The organism is Halorhabdus sp. BNX81 (assembly GCF_029229925.1).
In the GTDB taxonomy this organism is placed as follows: Archaea; Halobacteriota; Halobacteria; order Halobacteriales; family Haloarculaceae; genus Halorhabdus.
This window is the reverse complement of sequence record NZ_CP107254.1, coordinates 1,731,367-1,745,223: the sequence shown is the minus strand read 5'-3', so window position 1 is coordinate 1,745,223 and position 13,857 is coordinate 1,731,367. Positions and strand designations below refer to the sequence as shown.

Here is a 13,857-nt window from a genome sequence, read left to right as displayed (position 1 = left end):
CCCCCGGATCGAGGACGGACTGGCGTCTCCTCACTCAGTCGTCGGCGTCGACGAGACCCGAGAAGCGTTCGGGCACGTCCCCATCGGCGCTCGCGACACTCGGCGGGAATTCCTCGTCGCCGAAATCGGGATCGAACAGTTGGAGTGCCGTGTCGATCGTGTCCCAGTCGTCGGCTTCGGCGGCGTCTCTGAGCGATTTCGTCGGCGCGGCGAGCAGTTGGTTGACCAGCGAGTCGGCCATCGCCTCGACGACCTCGCGTTCGTCATCGTCGAGATCCATCGACGCGAGCGCTTGCTCGAGTTCGCGAGCCTTGACGCGTTCGGCACTCTCGTACATGGTCGAGATTACGTCGTCAGCCCGGGAGCGTTTGTATCTGGTGAGTAAATGAACGAGTTCGTCCTCGACGATGTCTTCGACCGCGGCGGCGGCCGCCTCACGGTTCGCCCGCGTCTGTGCGGTCACTGCTTCGAGGTCGTCGAGATCGAACACGGCAACGTCGGACACCGCATCGACCGCCGGCGGCACATCCCGCGGCTGGCCGATGTCGACGACGACCGTCTCGCCGGTCGCTTCGAAGGTAGTCGGCTCGACGATCGGTTCGGGGCTTCCCGTCGCCGAGACGACCAGATCGGCCCGATCAAGCGCTGACGGCAACTCCTCCAGACCCATTGCACTCGCCGAGACGTCGACCATCGACGCCACGTGTTCCGCATGGGGGACTGTCCGGTTGGCGACGGAGAGGTGGGCGACGTCACTCCGTGCATCCAACGCCTTGGCTGCAAGCGTCGCGATCTCGCCGGCACCGATGACCAGCGCCGTCGCCGCGTCGAGGTCGCACTCCCGTTCGGCGAGTTCGACCGCAGCACTTCCAAGCGAGACGACGCCCTCGTTGATCGCCGTCTCCGTGCGGGCGCGCTCGCCGACGTGGATCGCCTTCGTTACGGCCTCGTCGAGGACCGGACCGAGTCCGTCGGCGTGGCGCGCGTCCTCGTAGGCGTCTCTGACCTGCCCCAGGATCTGATCCTCGCCCGGGACCAGCGACTCCAAACCGGCCGCGACCCGAAGCAGGTGCCGGAGGCTCTCTTCGTGGCCCATCTCGACGACTGCCGAGTCCGGCACGTCGGCGATCGCCGGTTTCAATGCGGCCCGACCCGCCGCCGGGTCCTCCGTGACGACGTACTGTTCGGAGCGGTTGCACGTCTGAAGGACAACTGCTTCTGTTACTCCTGGGGCTTCGAGGAGACTGTCGACGCCAGCGCGCTGGCTGTCGGCCGCCGCCGCGTCGATCGCTTCGACGCTGCAGTTCTGATGGGCGACGCTCACGCCCGATATGTAGCCAGGCTCCTTCACGATGTATCACCAATCACGTCCGAAATCACACTTCCGCTATCTCGTGGGTATTGGGACCGCTGGTATCTAAAGCCTTCCTAACCCGGCCCCCTTTGCGACACTGCGAGAACCATTCCCACGGGTGTGCTCAGGGGGACTCGACATCTTCGACGTCGTACTCGTTCGCGCGGAGATCCGCCAGGATCGCTTCCGTATCGGCGGAATCCTCGTAATAAAACACCACATCGAACGTCCCGTCGCGCAACAGTTGCTGACACTCCCAGACGAACTCCTCGCCCTCGATCGTCCGGCCCTGGTGTTGATTGAGGCCGAACTCGGGGTCGTCAGTCCCGGAGTAAACATACGTGTCGGCGTCGGTTTCGGCGTGTTCGGCGATCACGTCGCCAACTTCGAGTGTGAGCCGGTTGAGTTCCGACTCCTCGTTGTTGGCGACATCCGTCCGGACGATCAGCCCTCGCAGTTCGATCTCGCCGGGCTCGAGTAACGCTTTCGTCTGCTTGTAGAGGTCTCCTCCAGTCGCGTCCATACACGACTGTCCAGGCCCGGTAGTAATACGACTCACGGTCTTCGATCGGCCGAGAAACCAGTCGCTATCGATCCGAGAGCGGAAGAAAACGGGGAACCCCCGTTTCGACCGTGTTTGTTCGCGTCCGTACCGTCCACAAACTGGCTTACAGTCGTTTCAGGTTCGTCGCACGCGGGCCTTTCTCGGCTTCCTCGATATCGAACTCGACTTCCTGGCCCTCCTCCAAGTCAGGGCCGCCGACATCTTCCATGTGGAAGAACACGTCGTCGTCGGCGTCGTCAGTCTCGATGAATCCGTAGCCACCCGTATCGTTGAAGAAATCCACGATGCCTGTCGCCATGGTTATAGCCTCGTGAGATCCTTCGCACGCGGGCCCTTCTCGGCCTGCTCTATTTCGAACTCGACTTCCTGGCCCTCCTCCAAGTCAGGGCCCCCGATATCCTCCATGTGGAAGAACACGTCCTCCTCGGAGTCCTCGGTGTCGATGAAACCGTAACCGCCAGTGTCGTTGAAGAAATCAACCGTACCGTTCGCCATTGCAACCGTTCAAATGTGGTCGACGTATTAAAATCCTCCGGGAACCCCCTCGATACCACGGAACGGAAGACTCATGCGAGACGACGGTGATCTGTTGACATATGCGCTCGTGGATCCGCAACCGCGCGACCAGCGTCTACGAGCGGCTGTTAAAGGGGGAGATCGACGGCGCGCCGACTCACGTCGCTGTCATTCAGGACGGCAACCGCCGGTATGCCCGCAAGGAAGGGGCCGAAACCACGGATGGTCACCGAGCGGGGGCGGAAACGACGGAGGCGTTACTCGAATGGTGTGACGAACTCGGTATCGAGGAACTGACGCTGTATACCTTTTCGACCGAGAACTTCGACCGGCCGGCCGACCAGCGTGCAGTCCTCTTTGACCTCATCGAGGAGAAACTCTATGACTTCGCAGACGCCGATCGGGTACACGAGGCGAACATTCGAATCCGGGCGATCGGCGAAACCCATCGGCTACCGAAACGCGTCCGCGAGGCGATCGACTATGCCGAGGATCGAACCAGCGGGTACGAGCAGTTTCGGTTGAATATTGCCCTCGCCTATGGGGGTCGCGCCGAGTTGCTCGGTGCGGTCAAAGATATCGCAAGCGCTGTCGAAAGCGGTGACCTGGATCCGGCAGAGATCGACGTCGAGACGGTCGAGAGCCGACTCTACGAGGGGCCGAGCAGGGACGTCGATCTCATCGTTCGCACCGGGGGCGACGAGCGAACGTCGAATTTCCTGCCGTGGCACGCCAACGGCAACGAGGCGGCGGCGTACTTCTGTGCGCCATACTGGCCCGAATTTCGAAAAATCGACTTCCTTCGGGCGATCCGGACGTACGAACATCGTGCGGACTCCTGGCGACGGACCAGAGCCAAGCGAGCCCTGGCGCTGGTGCGGGCGGTCAGCGATCCGGAACTACACAACGCCAAGCGCATCCTCCGGCGGTTCCGTGACTCGCTGCCCTCACGTGAACTCGAAGACATCGACGTTTCCGTCGACACCGAACGCGAACCCGGCAGCGACTGAGACTGGGCAGTATCGACGCTGTATTCGCCGGCAGAATCACGCCCTGGCAGCCTCGAAACTCGCGTGTGCGTCTTCGAGCAATGAGATGATTTCTAACTGCTGCGGGCAGGCTTCCAGGCAGTCGCCACAGGCGACACAGGCGTCTGCGCGGCCCTCCGCATCCATGTCGTCGTATGCTGAAACGACCGTTTCCGGATCGTCACCGATCTCCAGGCGGTTGTAGAGATCAAAGTTCCGCGGGATCTGGACGCCAGTCGGGCACGGCATACAGTAGTCACAGCCGGTACAGTCCACCGCCATGAGTTTCTGAAAGCGATCGCGAGCGGCCTTGACGGCCGTCCGATCGTCCGCCGAAAACTGACCCACACCGGATCGGGACGCGAGCTCGACGTTTTCACGGACCTGGTCTATCGTCGACATGCCGCTCAACACCAGCGAAACCTCCGGCTGATCCCAGAGCCACTGTAGTGCCCACTCGACGGGTGAGCGATCGGTGTCGGCCGTGTCGAACGCTTCGGCCACCGGATCGGGAAGGTCCGTTGCGAGGCGGCCGCCCCGAAGCGGTTCCATGACGATGACGCCCAGCCCCTGGTCGGCCGCGTACTTCAGACCTTCACGGCCAGCCTGGAACGCTTCGTCGAGATAGTTGTACTGGATCTGGCAGAAATCCCAGTCGTAGGCGTCGACGATCTCCCGAAACAGATCGAGGTCGTCGTGGAACGAAAAGCCGATCTGCTCGATCTTTCCCGCGTCGCGAACCTCCTCGAGCCACTCGAAGACATCGACGGACTGGTAGGTGTCCCAGAAGTCCTGGCCCAGCGCGTGCAGCAGATAGCAGTCGATGGAGTCGACGCCCAATCGTTCGAGCTGGGCGTCAAGGTACTCGTCAAGATCGTCCTGTGATTCGATCTCCCAGGACGGCATCTTCGTCGCGAGGTGGACGTCCTCGCGATAGCCGTCTTCGAGCGCACGCCCGACGAGACGCTCGCTTTCGCCATCGTGATAGGGCCAGGCGGTGTCGACGTAGTTGACACCCTCCTCGATCGCTGTTCGGATCATTTCGATCGCGCGGTCATCGTCGACAGCGCCATCCTCGTCAGTGGGGAGTCGCATTGCCCCGAACCCGAGTGCCGAGGGGTCCCAGTCTATTGATTGACCGAAGTCACGGTATTGCATGGCGTTAAAAGTCCATGCAAGTATTGCCTCTTGAGTGTTTGGGTGCCTGTCGGTGACTCTGTTCAACGAACCGACTGACAAAAGCTGAACGTCGGAACCCCTCTGGAATCGCGGTGATCAGGCACTCCGCTGGCTGTTCTGCCGGAGACGTTCGTACATGTCATCCGGCGGGTCGACACTCGCGGTCACGTTCGTCCCGTCGAAGTCAGAGACCCGGAGGAGCTCCGGCCCATTTGGGCCGAGCTGCCAGTAAAACGTATAGCGCTTGGTCCGGGTCAACACCGCGTCCTCGGCGGTCTCATCAGTCGACAGCTGGGTTGTCGTAAACGACGCTTCAGATGGCTGGGAGGGTTGTGATTTACAACTCATATGTCTATGGTATTCTAAACTCCTCCAGCCGTATAAGTACCTAGTTTCGGATAGCAATATTGGACGTGTTACCAATAACCGTGTTATACACTACACGGTTTGAAAACGGACTCAAACACAATCTTGCCGCATTTTGTCTAAAATGTCATATTAATAGATACGACATACATAAGAAATCTATCAGATATAGAAGACCGTTACAGACAGATATCAAACCATTATAGATGTTGATTGGGTTTAAATAGGATGGCGCAGGGTAGTGACCAGACAGGCTCGATTGGCACAAGTGCGGGACAAAAAATCCCACCAGCGACAGAACGCTTCAGTGAGTGACACATCAGTCGCTCAGTAGTGGGACTGGTTCACGTGACGAATCGACAGTCATTTTAATCCCCCTCCGGAACTATGTGATGGAGTTAATCGCAAGAGCGCGTGGGTAGCCAAGCCAGGCCAACGGCGCAGCGTTGAGGGCGCTGTCCCGTAGGGGTCCGCCGGTTCAAATCCGGTCCCACGCACTTCTATCGCGAGCAAAACCGCGAGCGATTGCTGTGCTGCTGAGGATTTGAATCCTGGAAGTCAGAGCCCGGGACGGCGCATTGCGCCGCACCCTGGAATGTCTTCATCCAGTTCAAATCCGGCCCCACAAACTTCTATCGCGAGCAGATCGGCGAGAGACAACGGCCGGAGGCTCCGTGTCCGGACTCACGAATCGCGACCCGTCACCGACGTGTGACGGTCGCATATCAACATGTGAGAGGAACACCCGAGCGGTCATTGTCTCCCAACCCGCTGAAATCGATGACGGGCAGGACCACAAGATGCCGTCAGAGACGGCTCCTCTCCGTGATGGCTGTGCGTGTCCCGACGAACAGCACACCGGATTGGTCTCACCTCGAAATCATATCTGATAATTTTGGGACAACGTTTATATTTCACCATCGCCATATCTCGGATGTGGCACCGCAAGGTGCCCGACTTTCCCACCCCCCCACCCCCACCCCTATTCGTTCAGTACACCCATTGCCCGATAGCAACTGTTTCCTCGATTCAATCGACACTACCCCTAGCTGCGGGACAGTCTTGTTGTCACAATCGAAAAACGAGCCCTCAGTAACTACGATCGACGGGTTCGTAGGTCTTGTTCTCGCCGTCGAGGATGACCGGGACGAAGTAGAGATCGAGGTCGCCGTCGTCCCACGCGATCATGGTGTGTTTGAGCCACTCATCGTCCTTGCGGGTCTGGTGTTCGGCTCGCCAGTGTGCGCCGCGAAACTCCGTCCGGGCAAGCGCACCGAGCGCGATCGTCTCCGCGAGGTCGATGATGTTTCGCGTCTCTAGCGTGTGGATGAGATCCGTGTTGAACGTCCGTGACGGGTCCTCGACGGCGACATCCTGGTATGCTCGGCGGGCTTTCTGGAGTTCTTCGAGAGCTGTCTCCAACCCGTCTTCGGTCCGAAAGACGTTGACGTGCTCGGTCATCGTTTCCTGGACGTCGGCCCGGACGTCGGCGTGGTTGGTGCCGTCACGTTCGAGGAGATTTTCGATCCGTTCGCGTTCAGCTTCGACCTCTCGCTCGACGACACCCGTCGGGTCGGCGGTGACGCCCCCATCGGCGGCCACGTCGTCGCTCGCGCCTTCGACTGTCCCGGGATCGACGGCGGGTGACACGTCGCTGGTTTCGGTGCGGGCGGAGGGGCCGACAGGAATCTCCGCGGCCTTCATGTCCCGGCCTGCGGCGTGATATCCGGCGCGTTTCCCGAAGACGAACAGTTCGGGCAGGGCGTTGCCACCCAGTCGATTCGCGCCGTGTACCGAGACACAGGCACACTCGCCGGCGGCGTACAGCCCCTCGATGCACGTCTCGCCGTTCTCGTTGGTCTCGATGCCGCCCATCTGGTAGTGCTGGCCGGGCTTGACCGGAATCGGCTCTTCGAGCGCGTCGACACCCTCGAAGTCTGCGGCCAGGTGAACCATGTTCTCCAAGCGATCCATGATGCGCTCCTCGCCGAGGTGGCGCATGTCGAGGTGGATGTACTCGTCGTCGATTCCCCGTCCTTCGTTGACCTCGGTAAGCTCCGCGCGCGAGACGACGTCCCGGGAGGCGAGTTCCCCTTCGTTGTTCGCATACCCGTTCTCGAACATGAACCGTTCGCCATCTTCGTTGTAGAGGATCCCACCTTCGCCCCGGACGGCCTCCGAGATGAGGACGCCAGTCGAGGGCAGCGACGTGGGGTGGAACTGGACGAACTCCATGTCTTCGAGCGGCACGCCCGCGCGGTAGGCCATTGCCTGCCCGTCGCCCGTGTTGGCGACGGCGTTGGTGGTGTGATCGAACACCTGGCCGAGTCCGCCGGTCGCAAGGATAACGGCGTCTCGGGCCTGGAACCCTTCGACTTCGCCGGTCTTGATGTCGTAGGCGGCGACGCCATGGCAGGTCCGGTCTTCCGGATCATCGTCGTCAGTCACGGCGAGATCCGTCACGTACCACTCCTCGTAGACTTCGATGCCCCGCTTGACCACCTGCTCGTACATCGTATGCAGCAGATGATGGCCGGTCTCCGCGCCGGCGTAGGTCGTCCGCGGGTACGACAGGCCGCCGAACGGTCGCTGTGAGACCGTGCCGTCCTCCTCTCGGGAGAACGGCATCCCCCAGTGATCGAGCTGGATGACGTCCTCCGGCGCGTCACTCGCGAGCGTCTCGATTGCCGGCGCGTCCCCGAGGAAGTCCGATCCCTTCATTGTGTCGTAGGCGTGATCCTGCCAGGAGTCCTCGTCCTGGAGCGCGGCGTTGATCCCGCCCTCGGCCGCCCCGGTGTGACTTCTCACGGGGTGGAGCTTCGTGACGATGGCCACGTCGGCTCCTTCTTCGGCTGCCGCGATCGCTGCCCGAAGCCCTGCGCCGCCCGCACCGACAACGAGTACGTCGTGTTCGTGCATAGTTTCACCAGAATTTGATGTCTTCCTTGATCGCTTCGCGCTTGAGTTCCTGGATGTGTTCGGTCAGGGGGATGTCCTTCGGACACACCTCCGTACAGGAGAACTGGGTCTGGCACCGCCAGACGCCGTGTTCGTCCTCGACGATCTCGAGGCGCTCTTCCCGCCGCTCGCCGCCTTCCCGCTCGTCCATGATGAACCGGTAGGCCTTGTTGAGTGCCGCCGGGCCGAGATACTTGTTGTCGCCCGCGGCGACGTTACAGGAGGACGCACAGGCACCACACTGGATGCATCGCGTCGAGAGTTTGATCTTCTCGCGGTTCTCCCGGGTCTGGCGCTGCTCTTCGAGTTCGTCCTCGGGCAACTCGTCGGGCTCGAAGTACGGCTCGACGGCGTCCATCTGCTCGTAGAAGTGCTGCATGTCGACCACCAGGTCCTTGACGACATCCTGGTGGGGCAACGGTTCGATCCGGACCGGCTCGTCGAACTCGTTCAACTGGGTCTTACAGCCCAGATACTGCGAGCCGTTGACGAACAGCGCGTCAGAGCCACAGACGCCCTGTTGACAGGAGTGACGAAAGGTCAGCGTCGAATCGAAGTGATCCCGTGCGTAAATCAACGCATCGAGGACAGTCATCCCCTGCTCGTAGGGGACCTGAAAGTCGTCGAAACGTGGTTCAGTCTTCCCCTCGACTTCGGGGTCATACCGGAAGATCCGGAGGTGGGTCGTCTCCCCGTCGGCCTCCGCAGCCGCCGCTGCTTCTGCGTCGCGTTCGGCCATCCCGTCGCGCTTCTCGTCCATCCGGCGTTGCTGGTGGGCTGAGATATCCGCTTCCGGGACGGCCGGCTCGGATTCGGCGTTCGTTTTTGCCTCGGTTTCGATGTCCGCTTCGGCGTCGACTTCCGTCTCGGCGTTTGAATCTGTGCTCATAGTGTAATCCCTGCCATTGCAAGTGCGACCCGGATACCCTGCCCGATCAACAGCAGTCCGGCGAGGGTCAGTCCGTATTTTGCGACGCGCTTTGGCGTCCCGGAGATGCCCTGATTGACCAGCGCGTTGTAGATTCCGTTGACGCCGTGGAACGTCGCTGTCACCAGAAAGACGACCATCGTCGTAAAGTAGCCAACCTGGCTCATGCGGGCCTGCGTCCCGGCGAAATTGATGTCCGCAGCGTGGTTGACGAAGTGCAACAGGAAAAAGTGAAAGGCAAGCGTGCCGATCAGAATGACTGCCGTGATCCGCTGGAGGAACCACCGTTTGCCGCCGGAATCGAACGACGAGTAGTATTCAGCCATGGATTACAGCCCCCCGAGGAACGTCGGCACGCTGGCGACGGCGATGGCCCCCGTGATCACCAGCGACGCATAGAAACTCTGATCCTGTCGTTCCAGACCGAGTCCCAGATCGATGAACAGCAGCCGGATCCCATTCAGAATGTGGAAGACGGCGACAGCTAACAGGCCGACTTCGAGCAACCGCACGATCGCCAGTGCTTCGAGTCCCTGCAATGTCGCGTTATACAACTCCTCGCCGCCCGTCGCCGTACTCAACACGGCGATGTGCGTGAACAGGTATCCGACGAGCACCCAGCCGGTGAACTTGTGAAGCAACCAGGCCCACATCCCGGCTGAGAACTCCCGCCACCGACCGAAGTCCTCGACGGCTCCACGGTCGTACGTTTGCGCCATATTGCCACACGACGGCCCGGACTATCATAGTTGTTGTCCCCGGGCAACGATTCGCCGGTTTCCGCGACTGATTGCCGGTATCGAAGCCTCGTGTTACTCGACGATCGTCGATTCCTCGACGATAACTGTCCGTTCGGCAACGATATCGCGAGACGACCGACCGACCAGGACAGTGTACTCGCCGTCCGCCGCGGTCCACTCGCCCGCCTCGACGTCGTAGTAGGCGAACGCACGCGAATCGAGATCTAACGTGACAGTCACTGCCTCGCCGGCATCGAGCGCAACGGTCTCGAACGCAGCCAGTGCTTTCGGCGGCCGTTCGAGCGGGGCATCGGCAGGCCCGAGGTACACCTGTACAACGTCCCGGCCCGGACGCTCGCCGACGTTCTCGACCGTAACCTCGACAGTCGCGTCCGGCTCGCCATCGTGATCGACCGCCACGTCGGAATACGCGAAGTCGGTGTAGCTTAGCCCGTGACCGAACGCGAACTGGGGTTCGATCCCCTCGGCGTCGAAGTGCCGATAGCCGACGAAAACGCCTTCGTCATACTCGGCTTCGAGCCCGACCCCCGGATACCGATCCTCGGTCGATGCCGGATAGTCGTCGAGTCGACGACCGAAGGTAACCGGCAACCGGCCGCTGGGGTCGCTGTCGCCGAACAGGACTGCCGCCGTTGCGTGGCCGTCCTCCTGGCCGGGATACCACATCTCGACGACGGCGTCGACATCATCGGCCCACGGCATCCGAATCGCCCCGGCGGTGTTACAGACGACGACGGTCCGGTCTGCAACGTCGGCGACAGCAGCCACCAGCCGATCCTGTTCGCCCGGGAGCCACAGCGATCGGTCTGTGCCTTCGGCCGCGTCGTCCTGAACGAATACGACTGCGACGTCCGCCTGTCGGGCAGCGACGACTGCGTCGCCCACCCCTGGCGCGCCATCGCCGCTAGAGGAGCCTCCTGGAGCGAACTCCGAGAGGTCGAAGTTCACACCCGCCACACCCTCGGTGTCGTCGATCGGTTCGGTTCCGCGAGCAAAGGCAACGCGGGTGTCACCGCCGACGCGCTCGCGAATTCCCTCGAGTGGACTGACTGTGCTATCGGGTGTGACCCGCGAACTCCCGCCGCCGCCGACCTTTGCCGAGTCGGCGTTGGGACCGATCACGGCGATCGAGTCGGTTTCGGGCGAGAGCGGGAGCACGTTCCCTTCGTTCCGGAGGAGGACTGCGCCGCGCTCGGCGACCCGCGTTGCCACGTCGCGGTGTTCCCCGGCACCGAATGCACCGCTTGGCTGCTCGTCGTCGAACAGCCCGAAGCGCTCCATCTGGCCAAGGACGCGTCTGATCTTCTCGTCGAGGTCCGACTCGGCGACTTGCCCGCGTCTGACTGCCTCGGGAAGTTCGACTTCGAACGGGCTTCGATCGAAGAGGTTCGGATTGACGTTCTCGGGGAGCCACGGGGTCGAGGCGAGTTTCGCGATCGACTGTTTCGGCAGTGTGTCGGGCAATCTTTCGATCACGTCGTGCAGGAGACTCTCTTCGGCGTGCCACTGGCTCACCGGGATCCCCGGCATGTCGATGTCGAGGCCGGCATTGGCTGCCGCCACGCCGTCGCTTGTCGCCCACCAGTCACTGACGACGTAGCCATCGAACCCCCACTCGTCCTTGAGGACGTCGCTCAACAGCCACTCGTGTTCGGTCGCGTACGTGCCGTTGATCCGGTTGTAGGCAGCCATCACCGATCCGACGTCGCCCTCCGTGACCGCCGCCTCGAAGGCCGGCAGGTAGACTTCCCGGAGCGCGCGCTCGCTCACCTCGGCACTCACTTCGTGTCGATCCTGCTCCTGGTTGTTGGCGACGAAGTGCTTCGCGGTGGCGATCGCGCCGGCGTCCTGAACGCCTTCGACAGTCCCGACGGCCAGCCGACTCGCCAGGTACGGGTCCTCACTGTAATATTCGAACGTTCGACCGCCCTGGGGCACGCGAACGATGTTGAACCCCGGCGCGAGCAAGGCGTCCTGGTCAGCACCGAGCGTCTCCCGACCGAGGGCTTCGCCCTGCTCGTGGGCGAGGTCGTCGTCCCAGGCGGCAGCCAGGGCGATCGACGCCGGGAACGCGGTCGCCGTGCCCGGTCGGACGCCCAGCGGCCCGTCGACCATCGAGAGCGACGGCACGTCCAGTCGCTCGATGCCCGGGAGATATCCCGTCGCGAGTTCGTCCGGGTCATCGTCACCGTGAACGAGATCGATCTTCTCCTCAAGCGTGAGTCGGTCGATCAGTGCCTCGATCCGGTCTGTCGTGTCGTCTGTGTTATTGGTAGCCATAGCGATTGTCCTGCCGTGGTCCGACTGTTGGAACACAGTGTCGAACCACTGTCTCTACCAGTACTTACTGCAGCATGCTACTAGTAGTTGTTGTACTATCTCTTCGATGTTTGCAAGATGGTGGCGTCGGGTCGACCGGCTCTTTCGGGTTCTCCCCGTGTGCGTACTGGCGTTGCTCCCGCTGGCAGTGAGGTTCACTATGTAGATTTCACAGAACGTTTATTTGGGTCGTGCACGTAATTCGTTTCATGAGCACAGGTCGGGAGATTAGCCTGATCGAGAACGATTCCGGCCGGTGGTCGGCGATCGATGAGGAGACCGGCGTCGCCAGCCAGGGCGAAAGCCGCCAGGAAGCACTCGAAAATCTCGACGAGGCTGTCGCGCTGCACAAGGGTGAGATCGGGGACCCCGTCGCCGATGACGATCTCCGGGAGTGGGGGATCGATCCGGAGACGGTCCCCGACGAACCCCGCGAACCCGATGCCCCCTGGTTTGAGGAATGAGTCGGCGACGGTTCACGGGCGAAGACGTGGCGTCAGTGTTGATCGATATGGACTACTATCCTGTTGATCGAACCGGGAGCCACCTCAAACTCCGCTATCAACACCCCAAAACGGGCGAAGTACGGAACGTGACCGTGCCGATGGGGGGCGCCAGACTGGAACGTTGCGAAATATCGCCGATCAGTGCGGCGCCCAGGACTTCGAGGCATTCTGCGAGTGGATCGACGACCACCGGTGAGTGACGCCGGGTCGTGACTGACTGCCGATTTCTCGTGAACGGAGTGAACTAGGACCCTACGGGAGCGGATCTTGCGTCCGCCGTCGTTTCCAGGCTGGACGATGGGTATTTACAGAATTTTTGACTTGCCGGTGTTACAGATTTCTGTACTACTGAAATCAGTGTGGGAGATATAGGGGTTGAACTCAGCACTGGTATCGAAGCCTGTCATCGACGGAGGGGTTGGATAAAGTCAGTTATTCGAAAACGTCAAATATCAACTCTGTTTTATCGGCACGTTCTTGTCGTTACGAGGGTTGTCTACAGCGCGATTACTTGGACGGTTCGATCAGGCGTAGGTGTGTCTTCACCAGCAGAGACCTGGCACAATGAAACATTCTCTCCCACAACATTTCTCTCCAAGCCGACCAAGTTATGGAAGTTGCAAGGCAAAAAACCCGCACTTCAGGGCGAGGCGGATGTCAACCGGTCCCCAGTCCAATGATGCGGCCGCCAGACGCAGCCATAAACATCGCCGAGGGCGTCACAACGACGGACCCATACCCGTCCGTCTCGGTGTGCCATCGGGTCGCCCCGTCCGCGTGGGCGAGTGCAGTTAATCCGTCCCCGACGGGGACGACCACCTCGTTGCCGACTACTGTCGGAGGACCGACATCCTCGTCGTCAGGCTCGTAAGTCCAGGCTTCTCGGCCGCTCCGGGTAATCGCGTCGAGTCGCTTTCGGGTGGAGACGTAGACATGCTGGTCATCGACAGCGATCGGAATTCCTGGCACGTCCCCGGGGATGTTGAACGCCCATCGATCGGTACCATCAGTATCGAACGCTCTGAGCACGCTGCCGCCCTTGACGACGACGAGTCTGTCGTCAACCACAGGGCCAGCTATCACACGGTGGGTGGACTTCGTCCACATCGTCTCCCCGGTTTCGGCGTCCACGGCAGCTACACCAGTCCGTCCCGTGTGCGAACCCACGAACAGCGTGTCGTCTTGGACAGCGACTGGTTTTGCAAGGGTTCGACTCTCTTGGTCCGATCCGACCGGTCGAGCCCAGCGAACCGATCCGTCGGCCACCCCGAGAGCGTGAACCGTCCCCTCCCAGTCAGGGAGATAGACGGTGCCACCAGCAACGACCGGTGGAGCAGTGACTCGGGCGTCGATATCGTACAGCCACTCCTCGTCCCG

Annotated in this window: 14 protein-coding genes, 1 tRNA gene and 2 pseudogenes; 4 read left to right on the top strand and 13 right to left on the bottom strand. The window is 61.3% G+C overall.

From position 1 onward, the window contains the following. Positions 1–34: 34 nt before the first annotated feature. From hemA to HBNXHr_RS08690, 4 genes are all read right to left on the bottom strand, one after another. On the bottom strand, positions 35–1,354 hold the full coding sequence (gene hemA, locus HBNXHr_RS08705) for a glutamyl-tRNA reductase (protein ID WP_275883706.1): 1,320 nt from the start codon (positions 1,352–1,354) through the stop codon (positions 35–37). A gap of 124 nt (positions 1,355–1,478) precedes the next feature. Then, complete coding sequence (locus HBNXHr_RS08700; RefSeq protein ID WP_275881837.1) at positions 1,479–1,877, bottom strand: DUF5778 family protein; 399 nt, start codon at positions 1,875–1,877, stop codon at positions 1,479–1,481. A 145-nt stretch (positions 1,878–2,022) separates the two neighbouring features. Continuing rightward, a complete protein-coding gene (locus HBNXHr_RS08695; protein WP_275736841.1) occupies positions 2,023–2,217 on the bottom strand; it encodes a cold-shock protein in 195 nt (64 codons plus the stop codon). A 2-nt stretch (positions 2,218–2,219) separates the two neighbouring features. Then, the gene (locus HBNXHr_RS08690; RefSeq protein WP_275736840.1) at positions 2,220–2,414 is read right to left on the bottom strand and encodes a cold-shock protein; all 195 of its coding nucleotides are present in this window, start codon (positions 2,412–2,414) and stop codon (positions 2,220–2,222) included. 101 nt (positions 2,415–2,515) lie between these two features. Between HBNXHr_RS08690 and uppS the strand changes: the two genes are divergently transcribed. After that, the gene (uppS, locus tag HBNXHr_RS08685) at positions 2,516–3,445 is read left to right on the top strand and encodes a polyprenyl diphosphate synthase (RefSeq protein WP_275736839.1); all 930 of its coding nucleotides are present in this window, start codon (positions 2,516–2,518) and stop codon (positions 3,443–3,445) included. 36 nt (positions 3,446–3,481) lie between these two features. Here the strand turns inward: uppS and HBNXHr_RS08680 are convergent, their stop codons facing one another. Next, a complete protein-coding gene (locus tag HBNXHr_RS08680) occupies positions 3,482–4,621 on the bottom strand; it encodes an aldo/keto reductase (protein WP_275881836.1) in 1,140 nt (379 codons plus the stop codon). A 117-nt stretch (positions 4,622–4,738) separates the two neighbouring features. Further along, the gene (locus tag HBNXHr_RS08675) at positions 4,739–4,990 is read right to left on the bottom strand and encodes a hypothetical protein (protein ID WP_275736837.1); all 252 of its coding nucleotides are present in this window, start codon (positions 4,988–4,990) and stop codon (positions 4,739–4,741) included. 430 nt (positions 4,991–5,420) lie between these two features. On the opposite strand from HBNXHr_RS08675, the gene HBNXHr_RS08670 reads away from it, so the two are divergent. Then, positions 5,421–5,505 (top strand) — tRNA-Leu (locus HBNXHr_RS08670). A gap of 592 nt (positions 5,506–6,097) precedes the next feature. Here HBNXHr_RS08670 and HBNXHr_RS08665 read toward each other — a convergent pair. The 5 genes from HBNXHr_RS08665 to HBNXHr_RS08645 form a co-directional block, all read right to left on the bottom strand. Further along, positions 6,098–7,927 (bottom strand): FAD-binding protein, encoded by a 1,830-nt coding sequence (locus HBNXHr_RS08665; protein WP_275881835.1) that lies wholly within the window; start codon positions 7,925–7,927, stop codon positions 6,098–6,100. 4 nt (positions 7,928–7,931) lie between these two features. Further along, entirely contained in the window at positions 7,932–8,855 is a 924-nt protein-coding gene (locus HBNXHr_RS08660; protein WP_275736835.1) for a succinate dehydrogenase/fumarate reductase iron-sulfur subunit, read from the bottom strand. Beyond that, positions 8,852–9,220 carry a succinate dehydrogenase hydrophobic membrane anchor subunit gene (locus HBNXHr_RS08655; protein ID WP_275881834.1) on the bottom strand — a complete coding sequence of 123 codons (369 nt, stop codon included), beginning with the start codon at positions 9,218–9,220 and terminating at the stop codon, positions 8,852–8,854. Before HBNXHr_RS08655 ends, HBNXHr_RS08660 begins: the two co-directional genes overlap by 4 nt. Positions 9,221–9,223: 3 nt before the next feature. After that, positions 9,224–9,613 (bottom strand): succinate dehydrogenase, cytochrome b556 subunit, encoded by a 390-nt coding sequence (gene sdhC, locus HBNXHr_RS08650; protein ID WP_015790558.1) that lies wholly within the window; start codon positions 9,611–9,613, stop codon positions 9,224–9,226. A gap of 93 nt (positions 9,614–9,706) precedes the next feature. Further along, a complete protein-coding gene (locus HBNXHr_RS08645; protein WP_275881833.1) occupies positions 9,707–11,935 on the bottom strand; it encodes a glycoside hydrolase family 3 C-terminal domain-containing protein in 2,229 nt (742 codons plus the stop codon). A 248-nt stretch (positions 11,936–12,183) separates the two neighbouring features. Here HBNXHr_RS08645 and HBNXHr_RS08640 point away from each other — a divergent pair, with 248 nt between their 5' ends. Together HBNXHr_RS08640 and HBNXHr_RS08635 are read left to right on the top strand one after the other, a co-directional pair. Further along, complete coding sequence (locus HBNXHr_RS08640) at positions 12,184–12,438, top strand: type II toxin-antitoxin system HicB family antitoxin (RefSeq protein WP_275881832.1); 255 nt, start codon at positions 12,184–12,186, stop codon at positions 12,436–12,438. After that, positions 12,435–12,676, top strand: a pseudogene (locus HBNXHr_RS08635) (type II toxin-antitoxin system HicA family toxin). The gene HBNXHr_RS08640 and the pseudogene HBNXHr_RS08635 overlap by 4 nt, the downstream one beginning before the upstream one ends. A gap of 461 nt (positions 12,677–13,137) precedes the next feature. On the opposite strand, the gene HBNXHr_RS14325 reads toward HBNXHr_RS08635, so the two are convergent. Together HBNXHr_RS14325 and HBNXHr_RS14320 are read right to left on the bottom strand one after the other, a co-directional pair. Further along, positions 13,138–13,548 carry a PQQ-binding-like beta-propeller repeat protein gene (locus tag HBNXHr_RS14325; protein WP_345893707.1) on the bottom strand — a complete coding sequence of 137 codons (411 nt, stop codon included), beginning with the start codon at positions 13,546–13,548 and terminating at the stop codon, positions 13,138–13,140. A 30-nt stretch (positions 13,549–13,578) separates the two neighbouring features. After that, positions 13,579–13,833, bottom strand: a pseudogene (locus HBNXHr_RS14320) (PQQ-binding-like beta-propeller repeat protein); the annotation flags it as partial. Positions 13,834–13,857 lie beyond the last annotated feature (24 nt).

Coding starts and splice junctions, on each gene's coding strand:
- HBNXHr_RS08690 (WP_275736840.1), bottom strand. CDS start 2,414: ATGGCGAACGGTACGGTTGATTTCTTCAACGACACTGGCGGTTACGGT.
- HBNXHr_RS08695 (WP_275736841.1), bottom strand. CDS start 2,217: ATGGCGACAGGCATCGTGGATTTCTTCAACGATACGGGTGGCTACGGA.
- HBNXHr_RS08675 (WP_275736837.1), bottom strand. CDS start 4,990: ATGAGTTGTAAATCACAACCCTCCCAGCCATCTGAAGCGTCGTTTACG.
- HBNXHr_RS08660 (WP_275736835.1), bottom strand. CDS start 8,855: ATGAGCACAGATTCAAACGCCGAGACGGAAGTCGACGCCGAAGCGGAC.
- HBNXHr_RS08680 (WP_275881836.1), bottom strand. CDS start 4,621: ATGCAATACCGTGACTTCGGTCAATCAATAGACTGGGACCCCTCGGCA.
- HBNXHr_RS08645 (WP_275881833.1), bottom strand. CDS start 11,935: ATGGCTACCAATAACACAGACGACACGACAGACCGGATCGAGGCACTG.
- sdhC (WP_015790558.1), bottom strand. CDS start 9,613: ATGGCGCAAACGTACGACCGTGGAGCCGTCGAGGACTTCGGTCGGTGG.
- HBNXHr_RS08665 (WP_275881835.1), bottom strand. CDS start 7,927: ATGCACGAACACGACGTACTCGTTGTCGGTGCGGGCGGCGCAGGGCTT.
- HBNXHr_RS08640 (WP_275881832.1), top strand. CDS start 12,184: ATGAGCACAGGTCGGGAGATTAGCCTGATCGAGAACGATTCCGGCCGG.
- HBNXHr_RS08700 (WP_275881837.1), bottom strand. CDS start 1,877: ATGGACGCGACTGGAGGAGACCTCTACAAGCAGACGAAAGCGTTACTC.
- uppS (WP_275736839.1), top strand. CDS start 2,516: ATGCGCTCGTGGATCCGCAACCGCGCGACCAGCGTCTACGAGCGGCTG.
- HBNXHr_RS08655 (WP_275881834.1), bottom strand. CDS start 9,220: ATGGCTGAATACTACTCGTCGTTCGATTCCGGCGGCAAACGGTGGTTC.